The organism is Nocardioides marmoribigeumensis (genome assembly GCF_031458325.1).
Lineage (GTDB): Bacteria > Actinomycetota > Actinomycetes > Propionibacteriales > Nocardioidaceae > Marmoricola_A > Marmoricola_A marmoribigeumensis.
Window position 1 is genome coordinate 4,028,996 of the sequence record NZ_JAVDYG010000001.1, and the last position, 21,301, is coordinate 4,050,296.

Below are 21,301 nucleotides of genomic sequence, written 5' to 3' on the forward strand. Positions count from 1 at the left end.
CCTGGGACTCGTGTGACCTGTGAGATGGGGCCACGGTCCCGGTGCCCCGGTCGCTTCCCCGCTCGACAAGGACCTCCATGTCGCTCCCGTCCCGCCGCCCCTCCCCGCAGGGCCGTGCCGCCGTCCTGGCCGTGCCCCTGCTCGCGCTCGTGGTCGGTCTGCTCGCCGCGCCCGCCCTGACCGGTGGCGCCCAGGCGCGCCCGCGTGCCGCGACCTCGGTGCGCAGCGAGGCCGCCGTCGTCGACAGCGTGGCCTGGCTCGAGCGCCGTGTCGGCGACTCCACCCACCTGGTCAACGCCCCGTCGCGGCGCGCCAAGGTCCGCGTCGTCCTCCCCGCCAGGTCCCCCCAGTCCGGGAAGGCCGGCAAGAAGGCGACCGGCAAGCGGGTGCGCTGGGTGACGCGCTCGGTGCCCGGCCCGGCCTACCCCAGCCTCAGCGTCGACGTCGCCATGGCGCTGCGCCGGCTCGACCCCGGCGACGGGACGCGGCTCGCCATGGTCAAGGCGCTGCAGGCCCCCTCCCGCCGCTACGTCCACTACCGCGAGGGCGAGCTGCAGGGCCGCTACGCCGAGGCCACGGCGCGCATGGTCTACCTCGCCGCGACCTCGGGGCTCCGCCTCTCGTCGTACGCCGACGGGCGCCTGCGGCGCTCGCTGGCCGGGATGATCTACCAGGTCGAGCGCAGCCCGCAGCGCGGCCGGGTCATGGACTCGGGCTGGGGCGGCGACACCAGTGACACGATCTCCCAGGCCTGGGCCGTCCAGGCCCTCGCCGCGGTGCACAGCCGCTCGCTCCCGATCGTGGCGCGCTTCCTGGCCCGCCAGGCCTGCCCCGCCGGCCACTTCCGGCCGATGCTGGACTCCGCGGACTACACCTGCAAGGGCAGCACCGAGATGCGCAACCGGATCTCGAGCGTCGACTCGACCGCGATGGCGATCCTGGCGCTGCGCGCGGCCCGCAGCCAGGGCGTGCGGCACCTCGGCGACGAGATCGTCGCCGCGTCCCGGTGGCTGGCCCGGCAGGTCGGGCCCAACGGCGGCGTGGCCGAGGACGAGGGCCAGCCGGTCAACGCCCGCAGCACCGCCCTGGCCGCCATCGCCCTCAAGGCGACCGGGCGCCTGGGGCCGGCCGGCAACGCCGCGACGTGGCTGCTGCGCCACCAGGTCGACGACCGGATGATCAAGCACCACCCCGTCCTGCGGGGCCAGCGGGGCGCGATCGCGTGGAGCCGTCGCGCCCTGGTCCGGGCGCAGCGGGTCGGCATCACCCGCGCCACGCGCAAGTCGTGGGTGCAGTCCACCTCGCTCGCAGCACCCGGCCTGACGGCACTGCTGCCGGAGCGCACGCTCGGGGTCAGCGCGACGCGCTGGCACCGCAAGCTGCTGGTCCGGCTCAGCGGCCTGGCCGTGGGGGAGCGCTACGCCCTCGAGCGCGACGGCAAGGTCGTCGCGTCGGGCACCGCCGGGGCCCGGGGCCGGGTGCAGGTGGTGCTCCGCGCGACGCGCCGCACCACGCGCCTGGTCGCGTTCGGCAACCGCAAGGGCCGCGCCGGTGTGACCGTGGTCTCCTCCCGCTGAGCGGGCGCGGACGGCGGTCTCGGGGGCAGGCCCCGGTGCTACTGTGAAGCGCCGCCGATCGGCGGCAGACAACCTCACCGCACGCACCAGGGGAAGCCGGTCCGAGTCCGGCGCTGACCCGCAACCGTAGCCCTCCGACCACGTCGACCGACGTCCTCGGCGGAGGGGAGCCGGAGCACCTGGTCGGGCGGGGACCGACCTCACGCTGTCGTGGATCGCAGGGTGGGACCGTGGCCCCCGGGCCCTCCGTGTCCTGTCCCGTAGTGCAGCGGGAAGGACTCCTCTCATGTCACACCTCCGTGCGCGCACCCGCGCGCCGCGCCGCGCGCTCCTGGTCTCCGGGACCGTGCTCGGGCTCGCCCTGGCCGCCGTACCGGCACAGGCCCTCACCGCCGCCGACGTCGAGACCGGCGCCACCGCCGGCTCGCGGTCCGCGGACTACCTCTCCCGTCAGCTCGGCAAGGACGACCTGGTCCACGGGGAGTACGAGTACCCCGCCGGCACCTGGAACCCCACCACCGACCACGGCCTCTCGCTGGACCTGGTCTACGCCTTCCGCCGCCTCGGCGGGCACGCCGCGGAGCAGCGGGCGATCCTGGACGCGATGGCGGGCCAGGCGGACGCCTACACCGGCCAGGGTGCGTACGCCGGCCCGCTCGGCAAGCTGGTCCAGGTGGCGGTGAGCGCCGGCCGCGACATCGACTCCTACGCCGGCGGGAAGCTCGACGACGAGCTGCGTGACCGCGTGGTGACCGGTGCCTCCAGCGAGCACGGCCGCGCCAAGGACCGCGTGGACCCCACCGACCAGTACTCCGCCGACTACTCCAACACCATCGGGCAGGCGTTCGTCGTGCGTGCGTTCGCGGCGCTGCACGACGGTCTCCTCGACGACACCACCGCGTTCCTGCTCCAGCAGCAGTGCGCCGCGGGCTGGTTCCGTGAGGGCATGGACGGGGCCGACCACACGTGCGACGGCGCCCCCGAGGCGCAGAGGTCGCCCAGCGTCGACGCCACGGCCCACGGCATCCGCGCCCTCCTCGCGGCCAGGGCCGCAGGCGTCAAGGGCCTCACCGACGACATCGACGACGCCGTCTCCTGGCTGGTCCGTCGCCAGCGCATCGACGGCTCGTTCGTGGGCAACGGGGTCGCCAACGCCAACTCCACGGGCCTCGCGGCCTACGCCCTGGCCTCGACCGGCCACCCGGGCCCGGCCGGCACCGCCGCAGCCTGGGTCCGCCGGCACCAGGTCGACGGGCTGACCATCAAGCAGCACCCGAGGCTGAAGGGCTACAACGGCTCGGTCGCCTACAGCGACACCGACCTCGCCGACGGCAAGAAGGACGGCGTCTCCCGTGGCGCGAAGCGGACCTGGCAGCGCGCCGCTGCCGAGGGCGCCCTCGCGCTGCCCTCGCTGCTGCCCAGGCGCACCCTGGGCTTCGTGGCGCCCGACCGGGCCCCGCGGGGCTCGCGTGTCACGGTCACGATCCGGGGGCTGAAGCCGGGCGAGCGCTGGGCGGTCCGTCAGGCCGGCGTCGTTCTCGCGCAGGGCCGCGTGCCCGCCACCGGGCGTGTGGTCGCCCAGGTGAGGATGCCCGACCGCCGCGCGAGGGTGACCCTGCGCGCCGTCGGCAGCCGCGTGAGCCGCACGGCGACCCAGGCGGTCACGCTCCGATGAGCAGGGCGACCGTCCGGCGGGTGCTGGTCCTCTGCGCCCTCGGGCTCGGCCTCGCCGTGCTCCTGGTCGGGCCGCACCCGCTGGCGGGGTCCCCGGCCCAGGCCGCCGGCGGGTCGTGCTCCGGCCGCACCGGGGTCTCGGTCGTGGTCGACTTCGGGCCCCTCGGCGGTGGCGTCCAGCAGGCCTGCGTCCCGAACGGCTCCGGGCACAACGCCGCCGTGGTGACCGGTGACGGCGGGTTCGAGATCACCAACGTCCAGGGCCAGCCCTTCGTCTGCCGGATCAACGGGAAGCCCGACCAGGAGCACGACAAGGAGTCGTGCACCCGCACGCCGCCGGAGGACGCCTACTGGGGGCTGTTCTGGTCCGACGGGAGCCGTGGGTGGACCTACTCCACCCAGGGCGCCTACAGCCTGACGCCCAAGGACGGCTGGACCATCGGGTGGCGGTTCGAGGACGGCGGGACACGGGAGAACCCCGGGGCGGCTCCGCGGCGCAACCCGCCGCCGAGCCCCTCCGCGTCCCCGACGACGAGCAGCCCGCGGCCGACCAAGCGGCCCTCGTCCCCGCCGCACTCGACGGCGCCGGCCCCGGCCGCCCCGGCCTCGTCCAGCCAGGCGCGGCCGACGGCGGGCTCCTCGACGCGCGCCGCGACGGGTCCGGCCCGCACGGCCTCCCCGAGCGCGTCGCGCACAGCACCCCGCGCGACGCCGACGCGTCAGCCGAGCGGCACCCCGTCCACGGCCACGCCGACCGACGGCCCGACCACCGACAGCACCGAGAGCACCGACAGCGCGGACAGCGCCGACAGCGCGGACCGGGCCGACGGGTCGTTCGGGACCGTCACCGACGGCGACCAGAGCGGCGGCGACGGGGTCGGCAACGACACCGGCATCGCGGCGGTCGCGGGCCTGGGCGGTCTCTCCCTCCTGGCCGGCACGGCGGCGGTCGTGGCCCACCGTCGCAGGAGGCCCTGAGCCGATGGGCACGTCCGTGACGCTGCGGTCCGGCACCCGTGACCTGCACCCGCTCGCGTGGTGGGTGTGGGCGCTGGGTCTCGCCGCCGCGGCGTCGCGGACGACCAACCCGCTGCTGCTGGGCCTGGTGGTCGGGGTCGCCTGCCTCGTCGTGGTCCTGCGGCGCACGGACGCCCCGTGGGCCCTGGGGTTCCGCCTCTACCTGCTCCTCGGCCTCGTCGTCGTGCTGCTGCGCCTGGGCTTCCGCGTGCTCTTCGGGTCGGCGTACGCCGCTCCCGACGCCCACGTGCTGCTCGACCTGCCCCAGGTGCCGCTGCCGGACTGGACCACCGGCCTCACCCTGCTCGGACCGGTGACCGCAGAGTCGCTCGGCGCCGGGTTCGCCGACGGGCTGCGGCTGGCCACGATCCTGGTGTGCGTGGGCGCGGCCAACACCCTGGCCAACCCACGACGGCTCCTCGCCGCGCTCCCCGCCGCGCTCTACGAGGTGGGAGCCGCGGTGGTGATCGCGCTGTCGCTGTTCCCGCAGCTGGCCGAGAGCGTCGACCGCGTGCGTCGGGCGCGCCGGCTGCGCGGCGACGTCGGCCGCGGCATCGGGGCGCTGCGGCGCATCGTGGTCCCGGTCCTCGAGGACGCGCTCGACCGGTCCCTCGACCTGGCGGCCGGGATGGACGCGCGGGGCTACGGACGACGGGGGAGCGCGACGCCGGGGCAGCGACGCCTCACCGCCACCCTCCTGCTCACCGGGCTGGTCGGCGTCTGCGTCGGGGCCTACGCCGTCCTCGACTCGGCCGCCCCTCGCTGGCTGGGCGGCCCGCTCCTGGTGGTCGCCGTCGTCGCCGCCGTCGGGGGCGTGGTGTCCGCCGGAGCCCGGGTCGAGCGCACGCGCTACCGCCCCGACCTGTGGCGGCTGCCCGAGTCGCTGGTCGCCGGGGCCGGGATCGCCGCCTGCGCGCTGGTCGTCGTCGTGGCGCACCGGACCCCGGCGGTGGCCTACCCCGCGCCGGCCCTGCTGCCGCCCCTCACCGTGACGGCCCTGCTCGTGGTGGTCGCCGGGCTGCTCCCGCTGCTGGTCGTGCCCGACCCGCGCCTGCGCGAGGAGCCCGAGCAGCCGCTCGTCCCTGCCCCCGCCCCGCGTGAGGAGGTGACCGGCCGTGATCAGGTGGCGTGAGGTGCGCTTCGCCTACCCCGGCACCGAGGAGGAGCCCGGCGCCCCCGTGCTCGACGGGGTCGACGCCGAGGTCCCCGAGGCCGAGTTGGTGCTGCTGGCCGGCCGCACCGGGTCCGGCAAGTCGACGCTGCTGCGGACCGTCAACGGGCTCGTGCCGTCCTTCACCGGCGGGGTGCTCACCGGCGACGTGGTGGTCGGCGGGCAGTCCGTCGTCGGGGTCCCCCCGCGCGAGCTGGCCCACCTCGTGGGGCACGTGGCGCAGGACCCGCTCGCGGCGTTCGTCACCTCGACCGTCGAGGAGGAGCTCGCCTACGGCATGGAGCAGCTCGGCACCGACCCCGGCACGATGCGGCGCCGCGTCGAGGAGACCCTCGACCTGCTCGGCATCCACGACCTGCGCGACCGCCCGCTGCGCGCCCTGTCCGGCGGGCAGCAGCAGCGGGTCGCGATCGGCGCCGTGCTCACCATGCACCCCCGCGTGCTCGTGCTCGACGAGCCGACCTCGGCCCTGGACCCGACCGCCGCCGAGGACGTGCTCGGCACCCTGGCCCGGCTGGTCAGCGACCTCGGGCTCACCGTGCTCGTGGCCGAGCACCGCATGGAGCGCGTGGTCCCGTTCGCCGACCGCATGCTCGTGCTCGAGGACGGCCGCCTGACCGAGGGGCCGCCGGCCGAGCTCCTGCGGCACTCGGTCGTCGCGCCCCCGCTGGTCGAGCTCGGCCGCCTGGCCGGCTGGCAGCCGCTGCCCCTCACGGTCCGTGACGCGCGCCGCCGCACCTCGCCCCTGCGCGAGCGCCTGGCCGAGCCTGCCCGTCGTACGACGTCCAGCGGCGCGGTCGTGCTGGACGCGAGCGGCGTGGTGGTCCGCTACGGCCGCACCACCGCGGTGGCGGGGGTGTCGCTGCAGGCGCGGGCGGGCGAGGTGGTCGCGCTCATGGGCCGCAACGGGTCCGGCAAGTCCTCGCTGCTCTGGGCGCTCCAGGGAGCCCGGTCCCGGTCGCAGGGGACCGTGTCCGTCGACGGTCGCGACCCCGCGGCCGAGCCGGCCGGTGAGGCCCGCCGCCTGGTCGGCCTGGTGCCGCAGACCGCCTCGGACCTGCTCTACCTTGACACCGTCGCGGGGGAGTGCCGGGCGGCCGACCAGCAGGCGGGCGTGCCCGACGGCAGCTGCGCGGTCCTGCTCGACCGGCTCGTGCCGGGGGTCGACCTCGGCCGTCACCCCCGCGACCTGTCGGAGGGGCAGCGCCTCGCCCTCGTGCTCGCGGTGATGCTGACCGCCGACCCCGCGGTGGTCGCGCTCGACGAGCCGACCAGGGGACTGGACTACGAGGCCAAGCGCTCGCTCGCGGCCGTCCTGGCCGAGCTCGCGGGGGAGGGACGCGCGGTGCTCGTGGCCACCCACGACGTGGAGTTCGCCGCCGAGGTCGCCGACCGCGTGCTGGTGCTGGCCGGCGGGGAGGTCGTCTCGGAGGGCCCCGCCGCGACCGTGCTCGCCGAGTCGCCGGCCTTCGCCCCGCAGGTCACCAAGGTGCTCGGCGCCCCGTGGCTCACGGTGACCGAGGTGCGCCGTGCGCTACGGCCCGTGCCCGGAGGTGCCGCATGACCGCGATGCGCATCGGGCCCCGCACCGCGCTCACCCTGGTGCTGGCGTCCGTCGCCGCCCTGGTGATGTTCTGCTGGCCGCTGCTGCTCACGCCGCCGGCGGGCGCCGACCAGGTCACGCCGCCGTTCCTGTTCCTGGCGCTGCTGCCGCTGGTCGTCGTGGTCGTGCTCGCCGAGCTGTCCGAGGGCGGCATGGACGCCAAGACCCTTGCCTTGCTGGGGGTCCTGACCGCGGTCAACGGGGCGCTCCGCTCGCTCGGAGCCGGCCTGGCGGGGGTGGAGCTGGTCTTCTTCCTGCTGATCCTGGCCGGGCGCGTGCTGGGCCCGGCCTTCGGCTTCGTGCTCGGGGTGACGTCGTTGTTCGCCTCGGCGCTGCTCACGAGCGGGGTGGGGCCGTGGCTGCCCTACCAGATGATGTGCTCGGCCTGGATCGGCCTCGGCGCGGGTCTCCTGCCGCGACGCAGCGGTCCCCGCGCGTGGCGCGGCCGCCGCGAGATCGCGCTGCTGGTGGTCTACGGGGTCGCGTGCGCCTACGGCTTCGGCCTGCTGATGAACCTGTCGTCCTGGCCCTACGCCGTCGGCATCGCGGTGCCCGGTCACGAGGGCTCGCTGTCCTACGTCGCCGGAGCGCCCGTGTGGGACAACCTGCGCACGTTCGGGGTCTACACGCTGCTCACCTCGACCGGCAGCTGGGACACCGGCCGGGCCGTCACCAACAGCCTCGCCCTGGTGCTGCTCGGTCCCGCGATCCTCGGGACGCTGCGACGCGCCCAGCGGCGCTCGGCCGTCGTACCCGTGCCCGAGCGCTCTACCGTGGCCTGATGCCGGTCACGCTGCCCGACGGGGTCCTCGGGATGGCCGAGCGCGGCCCCGACTGGGCGGCGTGGGTCGAGGCGCTCCCCGACACGGTCTCCGACCTCATGGAGGAGTGGGACCTCGAGCCCGACGGCATCCCGATGCACGGCTTCGTCGGTCTCGTCCTGCCGGTGCTGACCGACGGTCGCACGGCCGTCCTCAAGCTCTCCTTCCCCGACGACGAGACCGAGCACGAGCACCTCGCCCTGCGGCGCTGGGGAGGGCGGGGGGCCGCCGCCCTGCTCCGGGCCGACCCGCACCGCCGGGCGCTGCTGATCGACCGGCTCGGCGAGCGCAAGCTCAACGAGGTCGACGTCGAGGAGGCGTGCGAGCAGGTCGCGCTGAGGTACGCCGACCTGCACGTCCCCGCCTCGCCGCAGTTCCACCGGCTCAGCGACGTCTGCTCGCGCTGGGGCGAGGCGCTGGCGGGGCTGCCACGGAGCGCGCCCCTGCCGCAGCGGCTGGTCCAGCAGGCGGTGTCGCTGGCCCGCGACCTGGCCAGCGACCGGGACACCGACGGCACGCTGGTGCACGGCGACCTGCACGGCGACAACGTGCTCGAGGCACCGGAGGGCAAGGACTACGACGGCGACTGGGTGGTGATCGACCCCAAACCGCTCAGCGGAGACCCCCACCTCGAGCCCGCCCCGATGCTGTGGAACCGCTGGGACGACGCGGTCGCGACCGGGGACGTGCGCGACGCGGTGCGCAGGCGCTTCTTCACGATCATCGACACCGCGGGGCTCGACGAGGACCGGGCCCGGGACTGGGTCGTGCTCCGGCTGCTCGCCTTCGGGCTGCAGCAGCTCGAGGAGCCGACGCCGGAGAGCGACGACCTGGTGACCCGGGCGGTCACGGTCGCCAAGGCGGTCCAGGGCGAGGACTGACCTCGCGGAGTCGGGCCCGCGGTCGGCTCGCGTGCGCCACGATGCCCCTGTGAACCCACGCATCGTCTCCGTCAACGCCGGGCTCCCGCGCGTGGTCGAGGAGAAGCCCCGCCTGGTCACCGGCATCGACAAGATCCCGCGCTTCGGGCCGGTGACCGTCGGCAACCTCGGGCTGGAGGGCGACGGCGTGGCCGACGAGCGGCGGCACGGCGGCACGTTCCGGGCGCTGCACGTCCACGCCGCCGAGGACCTGGCCCACTGGGAGCGCGAGCTGGGCAGGTCGGTGCGGCCCGGCCTCTTCGGGGAGAACCTCACCACCACCGACCTCGACCTCAACCGCTGCGTCGTCGGCGAGGAGTGGATGATCGGCACCGCCCGCTTCGCGGTCACCACGGTGCGGATGCCGAGCCCGAGGTTCGAGCGCTGGATGGGTCTCCAGGGCTGCGACAGCACCGGCTGGGTCGAGCGCTTCACGGCGTACGGACGGCCCGGTCTCTACCTCTCCGTCCTCGGCCGGGGCCACGTGGCGGCAGGTGACCCGGTCGACGTGCTGCACGTCCCCGACCACGGCCTGACCATCGGGACGGTGTTCCGCGCCCTGCACGCCGAGCCCGGCCTGCTGCCGCTCCTCCTCGAGGTCGACGGGCTGCCCCCGGAGGTCTACGACCGTGCGCAGGATCACGTGGACGGGACCGGCTAGGGTTCAGCCATCCCCGTCGGAGCGAAGAAGAGGGTGCTTGTGTCTCCTGTCGTCATCGATCAGAGCGCGATCGACAACCGCCCCATGACCGTCAGCCGCCAGTTCCTCGACCGGGTCCAGGCCAGCGGCGACCTCGAGGCCTACCGCTTCCCCGTGGGCGACCACTGGGAGTCGATCACGTGGAAGGAGACCGGCGCCCGCGTCGCCCGGCTCGCCGCCGGTCTCGTGGCCCTCGGCCTCGAGCCCGAGCAGCGCGTCGGCATCGCCGCCAACACCCGCTACGAGTGGATCCTGGCCGACCTCGCGGTGATGTGCGCCGGCGCCGCCACCACGACGGTCTACCCCTCCACCAACGCCGAGGACGTCGCCTACATCCTGGCCGACTCCGAGTGCCGCGTGGTGTTCGCCGAGGACGCCGGCCAGCTCGAGAAGCTGACCTCCCACCGCAGCGAGCTGCCGCACCTCGACAAGGTCGTGCTCCTCGACGGCGAAGGCGACGGCGACTGGGTGATGACGCTGGCCGAGCTCGAGCAGCTCGGCAAGGACAGGCTCGAGGCCGAGCCGGGCGTCGTGGAGGACCGCGTCGCCAACACCACCGGCGACTCGCTGGCCACGCTGATCTACACCTCGGGCACCACGGGCCGCCCCAAGGGCGTGCGGCTCAAGCACAAGTCCTGGACCTTCGAGGGCGCGGTCATCCAGGCCCAGGGCATCCTCGACGAGGACGACCTGCAGTACCTCTGGCTGCCGATGGCCCACTCGTTCGGCAAGGTCCTGCTGTCCTCACAGCTGGCCTGCGGGTTCGCAACCGCCGTCGACGGCCGGGTCGACAAGATCATCGACAACCTGGCCGTGGTCAAGCCGACCTTCATGGGCGCCGCGCCCCGCATCTTCGAGAAGGCCCACGCGCGCATCTCGACGATGACTGAGTCCGAGGGTGGCGCCAAGCTCAAGATCTTCACCCAGGCCTTCAAGGTCGGCAAGGAGGTCAAGCGACTCCAGCACGAGGGCAAGTCGGTCCCGCTGCCGCTCAAGCTGCAGCACGCCGTGTTCGACAAGCTGGTCTTCAGCAAGGTCCGCGAGCGCTTCGGTGGCCGCGTCCGCTTCTTCATCTCCGGCGCCGCGGCCCTCAACCGCGACATCGCGCAGTGGTTCGAGGCCGCCGGCGTCCTGATCCTCGAGGGCTACGGGCTCACCGAGACCTCCGCGGGCGCCTTCGTCAACCACCCCGACGACTACCGCATCGGCACCGTCGGCAAGGTCTTCCCCGGCAGCGAGGTCAAGCTCGGCGAGGGCGACGAGATCCTGGTCCGCGGCCCCAACGTGATGGACGGCTACCACAACCTGCAGGAGGAGACCGAGAAGACCCTCGACGCCGACGGCTGGCTGCACACCGGCGACAAGGGCTCGCTCGACGACGAGGGCTTCCTGACCATCACCGGTCGGATCAAGGAGCTGTTCAAGACCTCCGGCGGCAAGTACATCGCCCCGCCCGCGATCGAGGCCAAGTTCAAGGCGATCTGCCCCTACGCCAGCCAGTTCATGGTCTTCGGCAACGAGCGCAACTACTGCATCGCGCTGGTCACCCTCGACCCCGACTCGATCGTCGACTGGGCCAAGGAGAACAACCTGGGCGGCAAGTCCTACTCCGAGATCGTCTCCAGCGACGCGTGCCGCGCGATGGTCGCGACGTACGTCGACGAGCTCAACAACCAGCTCAACCGCTGGGAGACGATCAAGAAGTTCGAGCTCCTCGACCACGACCTGTCGGTGGAGTCCGGTGAGCTCACGCCGTCGATGAAGGTCAAGCGCAACGTGGTGGAGACCAACTACTCCGACGTCATCGACAAGCTCTACACCTGAGCCGGTCCGGCCCGGGGGCGCACAGCGCCCCCGGGGACAATGGGGCCGTGCTCGGTTTCTACGTCCACGTCCCGTTCTGCTCGGTGCGGTGCGGCTACTGCGACTTCAACACCTACACCGCGTCCGAGCTCGGCGGTGCCTCCGCGCCGGCCGGGGCCTCGCGGGCGACGTACGCCGAGGCGGCGCTGGCCGAGGTGAGGTTCGCCCGCGCCACGTGGCCCGACGAGGACCGTCCGGTCTCGACCGTCTTCTTCGGGGGAGGGACACCGACCCTGCTGCCGCCGGAGGACCTCACCCGACTCGTTGCCGGGATCGATGAGACGTTCGGGCTGGCGCCCGACGCGGAGGTGACCACCGAGGCCAACCCCGACAGCGTGAGCGCCGACGACCTGGCCCGACTGCGCGAGGGCGGCCTCAACCGGATCTCCTTCGGCATGCAGTCAGCGGTCCGTCCGGTGCTCGCCGTCCTCGACCGCACCCACGACCCCGAGCGGGTGCCGCGGGTCGTGGAGTGGGCGCGCGCGGCCGGGTTCGACCAGGTGAGCCTCGACCTGATCTACGGCACGCCGGGGGAGTCGCTGGAGGACTGGGCGACCTCGGTCGACTCCGCCCTCGCCTGCGCGCCCGACCACGTCTCGGCGTACTCCCTCGTCGTGGAGCAGGGCACCGCCCTGGCCCGACGCGTCCGGAGGGGCGAGGTCGCGCCGGTCGACGACGACGACCTGGCCGACAAGTACGTCCTCGCCGACGAGCGCTTCGGGAGGGCCGGGCTGGGGTGGTACGAGGTCTCCAACTGGGCGCGCGACGACGCCGCCCGCTGTCGGCACAACCTGGGCTACTGGCGCGGCGACGACTGGTGGGGCGTGGGCCCAGGTGCGCACTCGCACCGCGACGGCGTGCGGTGGTGGAACGTCAAGCACCCGGCGGAGTACGCCCGGCGGCTCGACGCGGGCGAGTCGCCCGAGGCGGGACGTGAGGAGCTCACGGCGGAGGAACGCCACACCGAGGCGCTCCTGCTGGGGATCCGCCTGGCCGAGGGGCTGCCGACCTCGGTGCTGGCGTACGACGAGCAGCGCCGGCTGCCCGCGCTGGAGCAGGAGGGGCTCCTCGACGTCGTGGGGGACCGGGTCCGGCTCACCGTGCGGGGACGCCTGCTGGCCGACGGGGTCGTCCGCGACCTGCTGGACTGACCGCCGCTCAGCTCACGAAGCGGATGGTCATCGGGTAGCGGTAGGGCCGCCCCTCCGAGGCCCGCATCGTGCCGAGGACGACGGTCACGATCCAGACCACCGCCAGCACGGGCAGGATGAGGAAGCCGATCAGCACGAACGCCAGCACGAACGCGACGATCACGTAGATCAGCATGCTCAGCTGGAAGTTGAGCGACTCCACGGCGTGCTCGCGCACGAAGGCCGACTCGTTGCCCTTGACCAGCATCACGACGAGCGGGGCCAGGAAGGCGAGGCCGCCCACCGCGACGGCGCCGAGCGACCCGATGTGCGCGACCAGGGCCCAGGTGCGCTCGTCCTGGGTCGTGCCCGAGGGGTGCGGCGGCTCCGACGGGCCCGGGCCCCGCGACGGAGGCGGCGGGGGTGGCGGTGGTGGGGGCGGAGGGCTGCCGGCGCCGGGAGGTGTCGTCATGACAAGAAATCTACTCGCAGCGGCCGCCGTTCAGCGGTCCTCGGGGCCCGCGGTCACGAAGTCGATCAGCTCCTCGACCCTGCCCAGGAAGGCGGGCTCGAGGTCCTGGAACGAGCGCACCTGCCCGAGGATCCGCTTCCAGGCCTGGGCGATGTCGGCCTGGGTGCGGTGCGGCCAGCCGAGGTGCATGCAGATGCCGTGCTTCCACTCCATCGAGCGCGGCACGACGGGCCACTTCTCCAGTCCGAGGCGCGCGGGCTTCACCGCCTGCCACACGTCGACGTAGGGGTGGCCGACCACGAGGACGTGCTTGCCGTGCGGCCCGCGCACGACCGCGTCGGCGATGCGGCTCTCCTTGGACCCGCGCACGAGGTGGTCGACGAGCACGCCGACGCGTCGCGACGGGCCGGGACCGAAGTCGGCCAGGTGGGAGGGGAGGTCGTCGACGCCGGCGAGGTACTCGACCACGACGCCCTCGACGCGCAGGTCGTCGCCCCAGACCTTCTCGACCAGCTCGGCGTCGTGGCGGCCCTCGACGAAGATCCGGCTGGCCCGGGCGACGCGCGCCTTGGCGCCCTGCACGGCGACCGAGCCGGACGCCGTACGCGTCGGCTGGGCGGGGCCGGTGCGCGAGGGCGGCCGCAGGATCACCGGCCGGCCCTCCAGCAGGAAGCCCGGGCCCAGGGGGAAGGTGCGGCGTCGACCGCGGCGGTCCTCCAGCGTGACGGTGTCGAGGTCGCGCTCGACGGCGACGATCTCGCCGCACCAGTCGGTGGTGACCTCCTCGACGACCAGGCCCTTGTCGGCCGCGACCTCGGTCGCACGGCCGCGGGCAGGGGCGCGCCAGTCGGTCTGGAGGACGTCGTTGCCGTAGCGGGGGGAGGTCACCGAGGAACGCTAGCCCGGCGCTCAGAGCACAGGCAGGCGACGCGCGGAGCGCGGGAGGTGCTCGTAGCCGAGGCGTACGGCGGTCGCGACCGCCTCGGGCGGGAACGGCCAGTCCTCGTGGGCGAGCGCGTCCTCGAGGGAGACCCCCTGACCGGCCAGGTGGTGGATCGTCTCGGCGACGATGCCGGTGTCGGCGCGCTGCCCGTGCAGGAAGTCCTGGTCTACCACGGCCCCGTGACCCGGCACCACGACCGTGTCGGGCGTCGTCATCTGCCCGACGAGCTCGAGGGTCACCGGCCACTCCAGCGGCCAGCTGTCGACGCCGTACACCGGGGGAGCGCTCTCCTCGAGCAGGTCCCCGGCCACGAGCACGTCGGCGTCGGGGACGCGGACCACGACGTCGCCGTCGGTGTGGCCACGCCCGCAGTGGACCAGCTCGACGTAGCGGTCGCCGAGGTCGAGCGCCCGGACCGAGGAGAACGTCGTGCCCGGCAGGACGAGCCGGCTGGACTCGACCGCCTCGACGTCGGGGTCGTCGCGGGGGAGGTCGTCGAGGACGCGCTCGCGGGAGGCCGGCATGCCGGCCACCGCCGCCTCGTGGGCCATCAGGTCGGCCTCGGGGAACTCCTCGGTGACGACGGCGTTGCCCAGCACGTGGTCCCAGTGGGCGTGGGTGTTGAGCACCGCCACCAGGGGAGCGGTGCTGACCCGCCGGAGCCGGTCGAGCATGGCGCGCGCGGCGCGCTCGGAGCCGTGGGTGTCGACCAGCAGCAGGCCGCGGTCGCCGAGCACGGCGGTCACGTTGAGGTCGAGCCACTCGTGGCGGGCGACCCAGACCCGGTCGGCCACCTCGCGGAACTCCTCGGTGCGCGCGCTCATGCCGGCGACTCTACGGCCTTGTAGACTTGGCACTCGTCGAGCGGGAGTGCCAGACGGCACGAGACACGAGGCACGAGACCGGCGGGAGGCGCTGATGGTCGAGGACCGCAAGCTCGCCGTCCTGCGAGCGATCGTGGAGGACTACGTCTCCACCCACGAGCCGGTGGGCTCCAAGACGCTGGTCGAGCGTCACCGTCTCGGCGTCTCCCCGGCCACGGTGCGCAACGACATGGCCGCGCTGGAGGAGGAGGGCCTTATCGCCCAGCCCCACACCAGCGCCGGCCGCATCCCCACCGAGAAGGGCTACCGCCTCTTCGTCGACCGGCTCAGCGAGGTCAAGCCGCTCAGCGCAGCCGAGCGCCGGGCGATCACGACGATCCTGCAGGGCGCGGTGGACCTCGACGACGTGGTGGCGCGCTCGGTGCGGCTGCTGGCGCAGCTGACCCGGCAGGTCGCGGTCGTGCAGTACCCCACCCTCTCGCGGTCGACCGTGCGTCACGTCGAGCTGGTGCTGCTCACCACCACCCGGATGCTCGTGGTGCTGATCCTCTCCACCGGCAGGGTGGAGCAGCGGGTGGTCGAGCTGCCCGACACCCTCGACGACGACAGCCTCGCGCTCGTGCGCCAGGCGGTGCTCCGCTCGACGGTGGGCGAGCGCATCGTCGACGCCGTCGACAAGGTCGCCGCCCTTCCGGACCAGTTCCCCGCCGGGCAGCGCGCGCTGATGAGCATGCTGGTCGCCGCGCTGATCGAGGCGATGTCGGACCACCGCTCCGACGAGCGCGTCGTCGTGGGCGGCACCGCCAACCTCGCGCGCTACGGCGAGGGCCTCAACCTGTCCATCCAGCCGCTGCTCGAGGCGCTGGAGGAGCACGTGCTCCTGCTCAAGATCCTCGGCGAGACCACCTCGCCGTCCACCCTCACCGTGCGCATCGGCTCCGAGGTGGCGCACGAGGGGTTCTCGACCACGTCGGTGGTGACCACCGGCTACGGCCCCGGCGAGGAGGCCCTCGGCACGCTGGGCGTGCTGGGTCCCCTGCGCATGGACTACCCCGGCGCGATGGCGAGCGTGAGGGCCGTCGCGCAGTACCTCTCCAAGATCCTCGACGACAACTGATCGACCGCATCGACCCGATCGCTGACAAGGAACCACGTGAGCCAAGACCCGTACGAGATCCTCGGTGTGTCCAAGGACGCCGACGCCGAGACGATCAAGAAGGCCTACCGCAGGTTGGCCCGTCAGCTGCACCCGGACGTCAACCCCGACCCCGCCACCCAGGAGCGGTTCAAGGACGTCACCCGGGCCTACGAGGTCCTCAGCGACCCCGACAAGCGGCGTCAGTACGACATGGGTGGCGACGTCTTCGGTGGCTTCGCCGGCGGTGCCGGTGCCGGCTTCTCGTTCAGCGACATCATGGACGCCTTCTTCGGCGGTGCCGGCGCCGGCGCCGCGGCGGGCGGCCGTGGCCCGCGACCGCGTGTGCGCCGCGGCCAGGACGCGCTGATCAACCTCGACGTCGACCTCGCCGAGGCCGCGTTCGGGACCACCCGTGAGCTCAAGGTCGACACGGCCGTGCTGTGCACCACCTGTCACGGCAGTGGTGCGTCCCCGGGCACGGCGCCGCGCGCCTGCGAGACCTGCCAGGGCCGCGGCGAGACCTTCCACGTGCAGCGCTCGTTCCTGGGCGAGGTGCGCACGATGCGTCCGTGCGCGGCGTGCCGCGGCTACGGCCAGATCATCCCCGAGCCGTGCCGCGAGTGCGCCGGTGACGGCCGGGTGCGCTCGCGCCGCAGCCTCACCGTCAAGATCCCCGCGGGCGTCGACGACGGCACCCGCGTCCAGCTCGCCGAGCAGGGCGAGATCGGTCCCGGTGGCGGTCCGGCGGGCGACCTCTACGTCGAGCTGCGGGTGCGCCCCCACGACGTGTTCGTGCGCAAGGGCCGCGACCTGCACTGCGTGGTGGAGGTGCCGATGACCGCCGCCGCCCTCGGCGCCACGATCACCCTGCCCACGCTCGAGTCCGACCTCTCCGCAGCCGCGGCCGACGAGGCCGGCCTCGGCACGCCCGACGCCGAGGTGGCGGTCGACATCAAGGCAGGCACCCAGTCCGGCACCGACGTGGTCATCGAGGGCCGTGGCGTCCCGTCGCTGCGGGGCACCGGCCGTGGCGACATCGTCGTGCGGATCGTCGTCCTCACCCCCACCCGGCTCGACGAGCGCCAGCACGAGCTGCTGAGCGAGCTCGCCACGCTCCGGGGCGAGGAGAAGGCCTCGGGGCAGGTCACCGGTCCGCACCACAAGGGCATGTTCGGCCGGCTGCGCGACGCCTTCGGCCCGCGCCCCTGATGGACCTCCACGGCCTGCCCGTCTTCCTCCTGGAGGGGGCGGCCTCGGTGGCCGAGGGCGACTCGGTCGTCCTCGACGGCCCGGAGGGCCACCACGCGGCGGTCGTGCGCCGTCTCGCGGTGGGTGAGGGCCTCGTGCTCACCGACGGCGCCGGGACCCGGTTGGTGGGGACGGTCGCCGCCGTGGCCAAGCGCTCGCTGACGGTCGAGGTCTCGGCCGCGCGCTCGGTGCCCCGTCCCACGCCGTCGGTCACCGTCGTGCAGGCCGTGCCCAAGGGGGAGCGGGGCGAGCTGGCCGTCGAGCTGCTCACCGAGGTCGGCGCCGACGTCGTCGTCCCCTTCGCCGCCGAGCGGTCGATCGGCCGGTGGCGCGGCGAGCGGGTGGCCAGGTCGCTGGAGAAGTGGCGGTCCACCGCCCGCGAGGCGGCCAAGCAGTCGCGACGGGCCTGGTGGCCCGCGGTCACCGAGCCCGCGGGCCTCGACGAGGTCTGCGACCGGGTCCGCTCGGCGGGGCTGGCCCTCGTGCTCCACGAGGGCGGGGGAGCGCCCCTGGCCTCGGTCGTCCCGCAGGCCGGCCTCCCCGAGGACCTCCTGCTCGTGGTCGGGCCCGAGGGCGGCCTGTCCGACGCGGAGGTGGAGGTGCTGCGCTCGGCCGGCGCGGCCGTCGTACGCCTGGGTGAGGAGGTGCTGCGCACCTCCACCGCCGGCGCCGCCGCCACCGCGGCCCTCCTCGCGCACACCCCCCGCTGGGGCGCCCCGCCCCCCGAGCTGTAGATCGGAGTTCCGGTCGGGGACAGCGGGCGTCAGCCGACGGTGATCCGCTTGGTGTCCTCCGGCTCCTTGCGCCCCGACTCGCCGCCGGACATGTCGGCGTCGTAGACCCGGATGACGTAGTCGCCCGGCTGCACCTTCGGGATCGTGAAGGAGTACGGCGACAAGGTGCAGCACTCCTGCGCCATCCCGGCGCCGTCGGCCACGACGTGGCCGTCCGGGGACAGCAGCTGCCAGGCGACGGTGGCCTCGAAGAACGCGCCGCGACCGGTCACCTCCACGCCGCCGGCCCGGACGGTGTCGCCGTCCTGCGGCGAGGTGATCCAGACCGAGGCGGACGTGCTCGTCTCGTCGTCGTTGGCCAGGGGCTCGGAGGCGGGGACGCCCATCACCTGGTCGGTGTGCCTCCCGTCGAGGAGGAGCTGCACCGGGACGCGGGACTGGACGGCGGCCTGCGCGGTGTAGACCAGCTGCTGCACGGCCATCCTGGCCTCGGCCCTGCTCATGCCCGCCGGACGGTCGTGCAGGCTGCCGGGCGTGGGTCCGGAGAGGCTGATGGTGACCTGGTCGGGGCCGGACGGCGGGACCACGTCCACGCGGGTGCCGCTGGGCCAGGGAGTGCGGTAGTCGGGGTCGAGGGGGGCGACCTCGACGGCCTGTCGCAGGGCCGTGACCAGCTCGTCGCCGGCGGCCACCTGGGTCCGGTGGAACTCGCGGTAGAGCCGCGGACCGACCGGAGTCGTTCCGACGTAGTAGACCGGCAGCGCCCGGCTGGTCGCGGTGGGCGGCGGGGTCGTGTGGGGCCTCGACTGGCCGTCCGAGGGGCTCGACGAGTCGTCGCCCGAGGGCGAGTCCGAGGGCGAGTCCGCGGGCGAGGGCGGGAGCGAGGAGCTCGCCGCCGGCGGGGGGTCGCTGCTCGGGCGGTCGGACTGCTGGGTGACCAGCACGACGCCGGTGACCACGACCGCGACGGCGGCGGCGCCCCCGAGGGCGAGGAGGGCGGTGCGGGAGGCGGGGCGGGACGGGGAGCTCATGGCGTCCTCCTGGAGGCGGGAGCGGATGGCGGAGAGCCCGTGGACGGGCTCGAGGTCGTCGACGGTGTCGTGCAGGGCGTCGCTGATGCGGCGCTCGTCGGGGGTGCGGTCGCCGGTCATCGGGACTCCTCCAGGTCGGGCGCGTCGGGGGGCAGCAGGTCGCGCAGCCGGCGTACGGCGCGGTGCGCGTGGGACTTCACCGCACCCCGGGTGATGCCGAGCGCGGCGGCGATCGAGGCCTCGTCGAGGTCGGCCCAGTAGCGCAGGACCACCACCTCGCGCTGCCGCTCGGGCAGCGCCTGGAGGGCGGCCAGGACGGCACGTCGACGCTCGGCGAGGACGGCGGCCTCGTCGGCGCCCGGCTCCCGCCCCTCGTCGTACGACGACCGGAGCGACTCGAGGTGACGCTCGCGCACGCCGCGGTGGCGGAGCACGGACCGGGCCCCGTTGACCACCGAGCGGCGGAGGTAGGGCAGGGCCTGGCCGGGCTCGCGCAGGTGCGGCCACCGGGAGTGCAACGCGACGAACGAGTCCTGGACGACTTCCTCGGCGGTCCCGAGGTCGCGGACGAGCAGCACGGCCAGCCGCACCAGCGAGCGGTAGTGCTCGGCGTGGAGCCGCTCGACGGCCTCGTCGGCCGTCCAGCCGGCGGGTCCTCCCCCGGACGGGGAGAGCGGGGCGCTCACTGCGGTCACGCTAGTAGGACGCGCAGCTCCTGCGACCGGTTGACACAGGGTGTCGCCCGACCGGTCGAGCGGGCGCCGGAGCGCCCGCCCAGCCCGCCGACGCGCTCAGGCGCGCAGCGCCGCCTGCAGGTCGGTGACCAGGTCCTCGGCGTCCTCCAGCCCGATGCTGAAGCGCACGACCCCGTCGGTGATCCCGGCGGCCGCGCGGCCCTCGGGGCCCATCCGCCGGTGGGTCGTGGTGGCGGGGTGGGTGCACAGCGACTTGGCGTCGCCGAGGTTGTTGGAGATGTCGACCAGGCGGAGGGCGTCCATGACCCGGAAGGCGTGGTCTCGCCCGCCCTCGAGGTCGAGGGTGACCATCGTGGACCCGCCGCTCATCTGGCGCTGGACGAGCGAGCGCTGGGGATGCGAGTCGAGGCCGGGGTAGATCACCTGCGCGACGCCGGGGGCACCCTCGGCGGCGCGGGCGAACGCGAGCGCGTTGTCGGCCATGCGGCGCACGCGCAGGTCCATCGTCTCCAGGCCCTTGAGCATCACCCAGGCGTTGAACGGCGAGATCGACGGGCCGACGTTGCGCACGAAGTCGCGCACCGGCCCGTTGACGTAGTCGTGCTCGCCGAGGATCGCACCGGCCAGGGCCCGTCCCTGGCCGTCGATGTGCTTGGTCGCGGAGTAGACGACGACGTCGGCGCCGAGCTCGAGCGGATGGGAGAAGACCGGGGTGCCGAAGACGTTGTCCACCACGACGTAGGCCCCGGCGGCGTGGGCGAGCGCGGAGACCGCGGCGACGTCGACCAGCTCGAGCATCGGGTTGCTGGGCGTCTCGAGGAACACCGCCGCGGTGGGCTGGGACAGGGCGGCGCGCCACTGGTCGAGGTCGGTGCCGTCGACCAGGACCGTCTCGACGCCCCAGCGGGGCAGGATCTCGTCGACGACGACGTAGCACGCGCCGAACAGCTGCCGGGAGGCCACGAGCCGGTCACCGGCACCGACCAGCGCGGCGAGGGCGGTGAAGACCGCCGACATCCCGGACGCCGTGGCGTAGCAGGCCTCGGCACCCTCGATCGCGCGCAGGCGCTCCTCGAACATCGAGACCGTGGGGTTGGTGTAGCGGCTGTAGACGTAGTGGTCGTTCTCGCCCAGGAACGCGTCCTCGGCCTCCTGCGCGCTGCCGAAGACGTAGCCGCTGGTGAGGTAGATCGCCTCCGATGTCTCGTCGAAGCCGCTGCGCATCACCCCCGACCGCACCGCCCGCGTCTGCGGACGCCAGGCGGCGTCGCGGTCGGGTCCGGTGGTCGGGGCGTCCATGCGGTCCACGATGGCACAGCCGTACGACGGCCTACGCTGGTCGGGTGACAGACGAGACGAGCCCTGCCCAGGGCGCCGGGGACGACTGCCTGTTCTGCAGCTTCGTGTCCGGGGCGATGACCCCCGACGTGGTCCTCGAGACCGACCTGAGCCTGGCGTTCCGCGACATCAACCCGCAGGCGCCGGTGCACGTGCTGGTCATCCCCAAGGCCCACCACGCGACGCTGGCCGACCTCGCCCACGCCGCGCCGGACAGCCTGGTCGACCTCGGCCTGACCATCCGCGCCGTGGCCGAGCAGGAGGGGCTCGCCGCGGGCTACCGCACGGTCTTCAACACCGGCGAGGCCGCCCTGCAGACCGTCCACCACGTGCACGGGCACGTCGTCGGCGGCCGCACGCTGACCTGGCCCCCCGGCTGAGGCTGCCGGCCCGCACGCCGAC

Annotated in this window: 20 protein-coding genes; 14 read left to right on the forward strand and 6 right to left on the reverse strand. The window is 74.1% G+C overall.

What is annotated here, in order from left to right; translation table 11 throughout:
* The first annotated feature begins 77 nt into the window (after positions 1–77).
* The 10 genes from J2S63_RS19225 to hemW all read left to right on the forward strand — a co-directional run bounded on the left by J2S63_RS19225 (position 78) and on the right by hemW (position 12,497).
* Positions 78–1,577 (forward strand): prenyltransferase/squalene oxidase repeat-containing protein, encoded by a 1,500-nt coding sequence (locus tag J2S63_RS19225; RefSeq protein ID WP_310305732.1) that lies wholly within the window; start codon positions 78–80, stop codon positions 1,575–1,577.
* A gap of 286 nt (positions 1,578–1,863) precedes the next feature.
* Entirely contained in the window at positions 1,864–3,252 is a 1,389-nt protein-coding gene (locus tag J2S63_RS19230; RefSeq protein ID WP_310305733.1) for a prenyltransferase/squalene oxidase repeat-containing protein, read from the forward strand.
* The gene (locus tag J2S63_RS19235) at positions 3,249–4,229 is read left to right on the forward strand and encodes a hypothetical protein (RefSeq protein WP_310305736.1); all 981 of its coding nucleotides are present in this window, start codon (positions 3,249–3,251) and stop codon (positions 4,227–4,229) included. Before J2S63_RS19230 ends, J2S63_RS19235 begins: the two co-directional genes overlap by 4 nt.
* A gap of 4 nt (positions 4,230–4,233) precedes the next feature.
* Positions 4,234–5,400 (forward strand): CbiQ family ECF transporter T component, encoded by a 1,167-nt coding sequence (locus J2S63_RS19240; protein ID WP_310305738.1) that lies wholly within the window; start codon positions 4,234–4,236, stop codon positions 5,398–5,400.
* Positions 5,384–7,003 carry an ABC transporter ATP-binding protein gene (locus J2S63_RS19245; RefSeq protein ID WP_310305740.1) on the forward strand — a complete coding sequence of 540 codons (1,620 nt, stop codon included), beginning with the start codon at positions 5,384–5,386 and terminating at the stop codon, positions 7,001–7,003. Before J2S63_RS19240 ends, J2S63_RS19245 begins: the two co-directional genes overlap by 17 nt.
* Entirely contained in the window at positions 7,000–7,824 is an 825-nt protein-coding gene (locus tag J2S63_RS19250; RefSeq protein WP_310305742.1) for an ECF transporter S component family protein, read from the forward strand. Before J2S63_RS19245 ends, J2S63_RS19250 begins: the two co-directional genes overlap by 4 nt.
* Positions 7,824–8,744: an aminoglycoside phosphotransferase family protein gene (locus tag J2S63_RS19255; RefSeq protein WP_310305744.1), complete on the forward strand. Its 921-nt coding sequence runs from the start codon at positions 7,824–7,826 to the stop codon at positions 8,742–8,744. The genes J2S63_RS19250 and J2S63_RS19255 overlap by 1 nt, the downstream gene beginning before the upstream one ends.
* A 49-nt stretch (positions 8,745–8,793) precedes the next feature.
* Entirely contained in the window at positions 8,794–9,444 is a 651-nt protein-coding gene (locus J2S63_RS19260) for an MOSC domain-containing protein (protein ID WP_310305746.1), read from the forward strand.
* A gap of 84 nt (positions 9,445–9,528) precedes the next feature.
* Positions 9,529–11,307: an AMP-dependent synthetase/ligase gene (locus J2S63_RS19265; protein WP_310305749.1), complete on the forward strand. Its 1,779-nt coding sequence runs from the start codon at positions 9,529–9,531 to the stop codon at positions 11,305–11,307.
* On the forward strand, positions 11,304–12,497 hold the full coding sequence (hemW, locus tag J2S63_RS19270) for a radical SAM family heme chaperone HemW (protein ID WP_374725145.1): 1,194 nt from the start codon (positions 11,304–11,306) through the stop codon (positions 12,495–12,497). Before J2S63_RS19265 ends, hemW begins: the two co-directional genes overlap by 4 nt.
* Before the next feature lie 7 nt (positions 12,498–12,504).
* Here the strand turns inward: hemW and J2S63_RS19275 are convergent, their stop codons facing one another.
* Genes J2S63_RS19275 through J2S63_RS19285 form a run of 3 tightly spaced genes read right to left on the reverse strand, consistent with a single transcriptional unit; the run spans position 12,505 to position 14,715 of the window.
* Entirely contained in the window at positions 12,505–12,948 is a 444-nt protein-coding gene (locus J2S63_RS19275) for a DUF4870 domain-containing protein (RefSeq protein WP_310305757.1), read from the reverse strand.
* A 30-nt stretch (positions 12,949–12,978) separates the two neighbouring features.
* Positions 12,979–13,836 (reverse strand): DUF3097 domain-containing protein, encoded by an 858-nt coding sequence (locus tag J2S63_RS19280; RefSeq protein WP_310305759.1) that lies wholly within the window; start codon positions 13,834–13,836, stop codon positions 12,979–12,981.
* Positions 13,837–13,857: 21 nt separating this feature from the next.
* A complete protein-coding gene (locus J2S63_RS19285) occupies positions 13,858–14,715 on the reverse strand; it encodes an MBL fold metallo-hydrolase (protein ID WP_310305762.1) in 858 nt (285 codons plus the stop codon).
* A gap of 94 nt (positions 14,716–14,809) precedes the next feature.
* On the opposite strand from J2S63_RS19285, the gene hrcA reads away from it, so the two are divergent.
* The 3 genes from hrcA to J2S63_RS19300 are packed head-to-tail and all read left to right on the forward strand — an operon-like array spanning position 14,810 to position 17,835.
* Positions 14,810–15,832, forward strand: coding sequence for a heat-inducible transcriptional repressor HrcA (hrcA, locus tag J2S63_RS19290; RefSeq protein ID WP_310305764.1), 1,023 nt, complete (start codon positions 14,810–14,812; stop codon positions 15,830–15,832).
* A gap of 36 nt (positions 15,833–15,868) precedes the next feature.
* Positions 15,869–17,062: a molecular chaperone DnaJ gene (dnaJ, locus tag J2S63_RS19295; RefSeq protein WP_310305766.1), complete on the forward strand. Its 1,194-nt coding sequence runs from the start codon at positions 15,869–15,871 to the stop codon at positions 17,060–17,062.
* Complete coding sequence (locus tag J2S63_RS19300) at positions 17,062–17,835, forward strand: 16S rRNA (uracil(1498)-N(3))-methyltransferase (protein ID WP_310305768.1); 774 nt, start codon at positions 17,062–17,064, stop codon at positions 17,833–17,835. The genes dnaJ and J2S63_RS19300 overlap by 1 nt, the downstream gene beginning before the upstream one ends.
* 29 nt (positions 17,836–17,864) lie before the next feature.
* Here the strand turns inward: J2S63_RS19300 and J2S63_RS19305 are convergent, their stop codons facing one another.
* The 3 genes from J2S63_RS19305 to J2S63_RS19315 form a co-directional block, all read right to left on the reverse strand.
* Positions 17,865–18,986, reverse strand: a complete 1,122-nt coding sequence (locus J2S63_RS19305; RefSeq protein ID WP_310305770.1) for a Gmad2 immunoglobulin-like domain-containing protein — start codon at positions 18,984–18,986, stop codon at positions 17,865–17,867.
* On the reverse strand, positions 18,983–19,552 hold the full coding sequence (locus J2S63_RS19310; protein WP_310305772.1) for an RNA polymerase sigma factor: 570 nt from the start codon (positions 19,550–19,552) through the stop codon (positions 18,983–18,985). The genes J2S63_RS19305 and J2S63_RS19310 overlap by 4 nt, the downstream gene beginning before the upstream one ends.
* Positions 19,553–19,657: 105 nt before the next feature.
* Positions 19,658–20,860, reverse strand: coding sequence for an O-succinylhomoserine sulfhydrylase (locus J2S63_RS19315; protein ID WP_310305774.1), 1,203 nt, complete (start codon positions 20,858–20,860; stop codon positions 19,658–19,660).
* A 44-nt stretch (positions 20,861–20,904) separates the two neighbouring features.
* On the opposite strand from J2S63_RS19315, the gene J2S63_RS19320 reads away from it, so the two are divergent.
* The gene (locus J2S63_RS19320) at positions 20,905–21,279 is read left to right on the forward strand and encodes an HIT domain-containing protein (protein ID WP_310305776.1); all 375 of its coding nucleotides are present in this window, start codon (positions 20,905–20,907) and stop codon (positions 21,277–21,279) included.
* Positions 21,280–21,301: the final 22 nt, after the last annotated feature.

What these genes read in the sequence shown, in the direction of transcription:
- J2S63_RS19315 (WP_310305774.1), bottom strand. Translation starts at nt 20,860, where the DNA reads ATGGACGCCCCGACCACCGGACCCGACCGCGACGCCGCCTGGCGTCCG.
- J2S63_RS19230 (WP_310305733.1), top strand. Translation starts at nt 1,864, where the DNA reads ATGTCACACCTCCGTGCGCGCACCCGCGCGCCGCGCCGCGCGCTCCTG.
- J2S63_RS19285 (WP_310305762.1), bottom strand. Translation starts at nt 14,715, where the DNA reads ATGAGCGCGCGCACCGAGGAGTTCCGCGAGGTGGCCGACCGGGTCTGG.
- J2S63_RS19225 (WP_310305732.1), top strand. Translation starts at nt 78, where the DNA reads ATGTCGCTCCCGTCCCGCCGCCCCTCCCCGCAGGGCCGTGCCGCCGTC.
- J2S63_RS19305 (WP_310305770.1), bottom strand. Translation starts at nt 18,986, where the DNA reads ATGACCGGCGACCGCACCCCCGACGAGCGCCGCATCAGCGACGCCCTG.
- J2S63_RS19240 (WP_310305738.1), top strand. Translation starts at nt 4,234, where the DNA reads ATGGGCACGTCCGTGACGCTGCGGTCCGGCACCCGTGACCTGCACCCG.
- J2S63_RS19275 (WP_310305757.1), bottom strand. Translation starts at nt 12,948, where the DNA reads ATGACGACACCTCCCGGCGCCGGCAGCCCTCCGCCCCCACCACCGCCA.
- J2S63_RS19235 (WP_310305736.1), top strand. Translation starts at nt 3,249, where the DNA reads ATGAGCAGGGCGACCGTCCGGCGGGTGCTGGTCCTCTGCGCCCTCGGG.
- hrcA (WP_310305764.1), top strand. Translation starts at nt 14,810, where the DNA reads ATGGTCGAGGACCGCAAGCTCGCCGTCCTGCGAGCGATCGTGGAGGAC.
- J2S63_RS19250 (WP_310305742.1), top strand. Translation starts at nt 7,000, where the DNA reads ATGACCGCGATGCGCATCGGGCCCCGCACCGCGCTCACCCTGGTGCTG.
- J2S63_RS19255 (WP_310305744.1), top strand. Translation starts at nt 7,824, where the DNA reads ATGCCGGTCACGCTGCCCGACGGGGTCCTCGGGATGGCCGAGCGCGGC.
- J2S63_RS19300 (WP_310305768.1), top strand. Translation starts at nt 17,062, where the DNA reads ATGGACCTCCACGGCCTGCCCGTCTTCCTCCTGGAGGGGGCGGCCTCG.
- J2S63_RS19265 (WP_310305749.1), top strand. Translation starts at nt 9,529, where the DNA reads ATGACCGTCAGCCGCCAGTTCCTCGACCGGGTCCAGGCCAGCGGCGAC.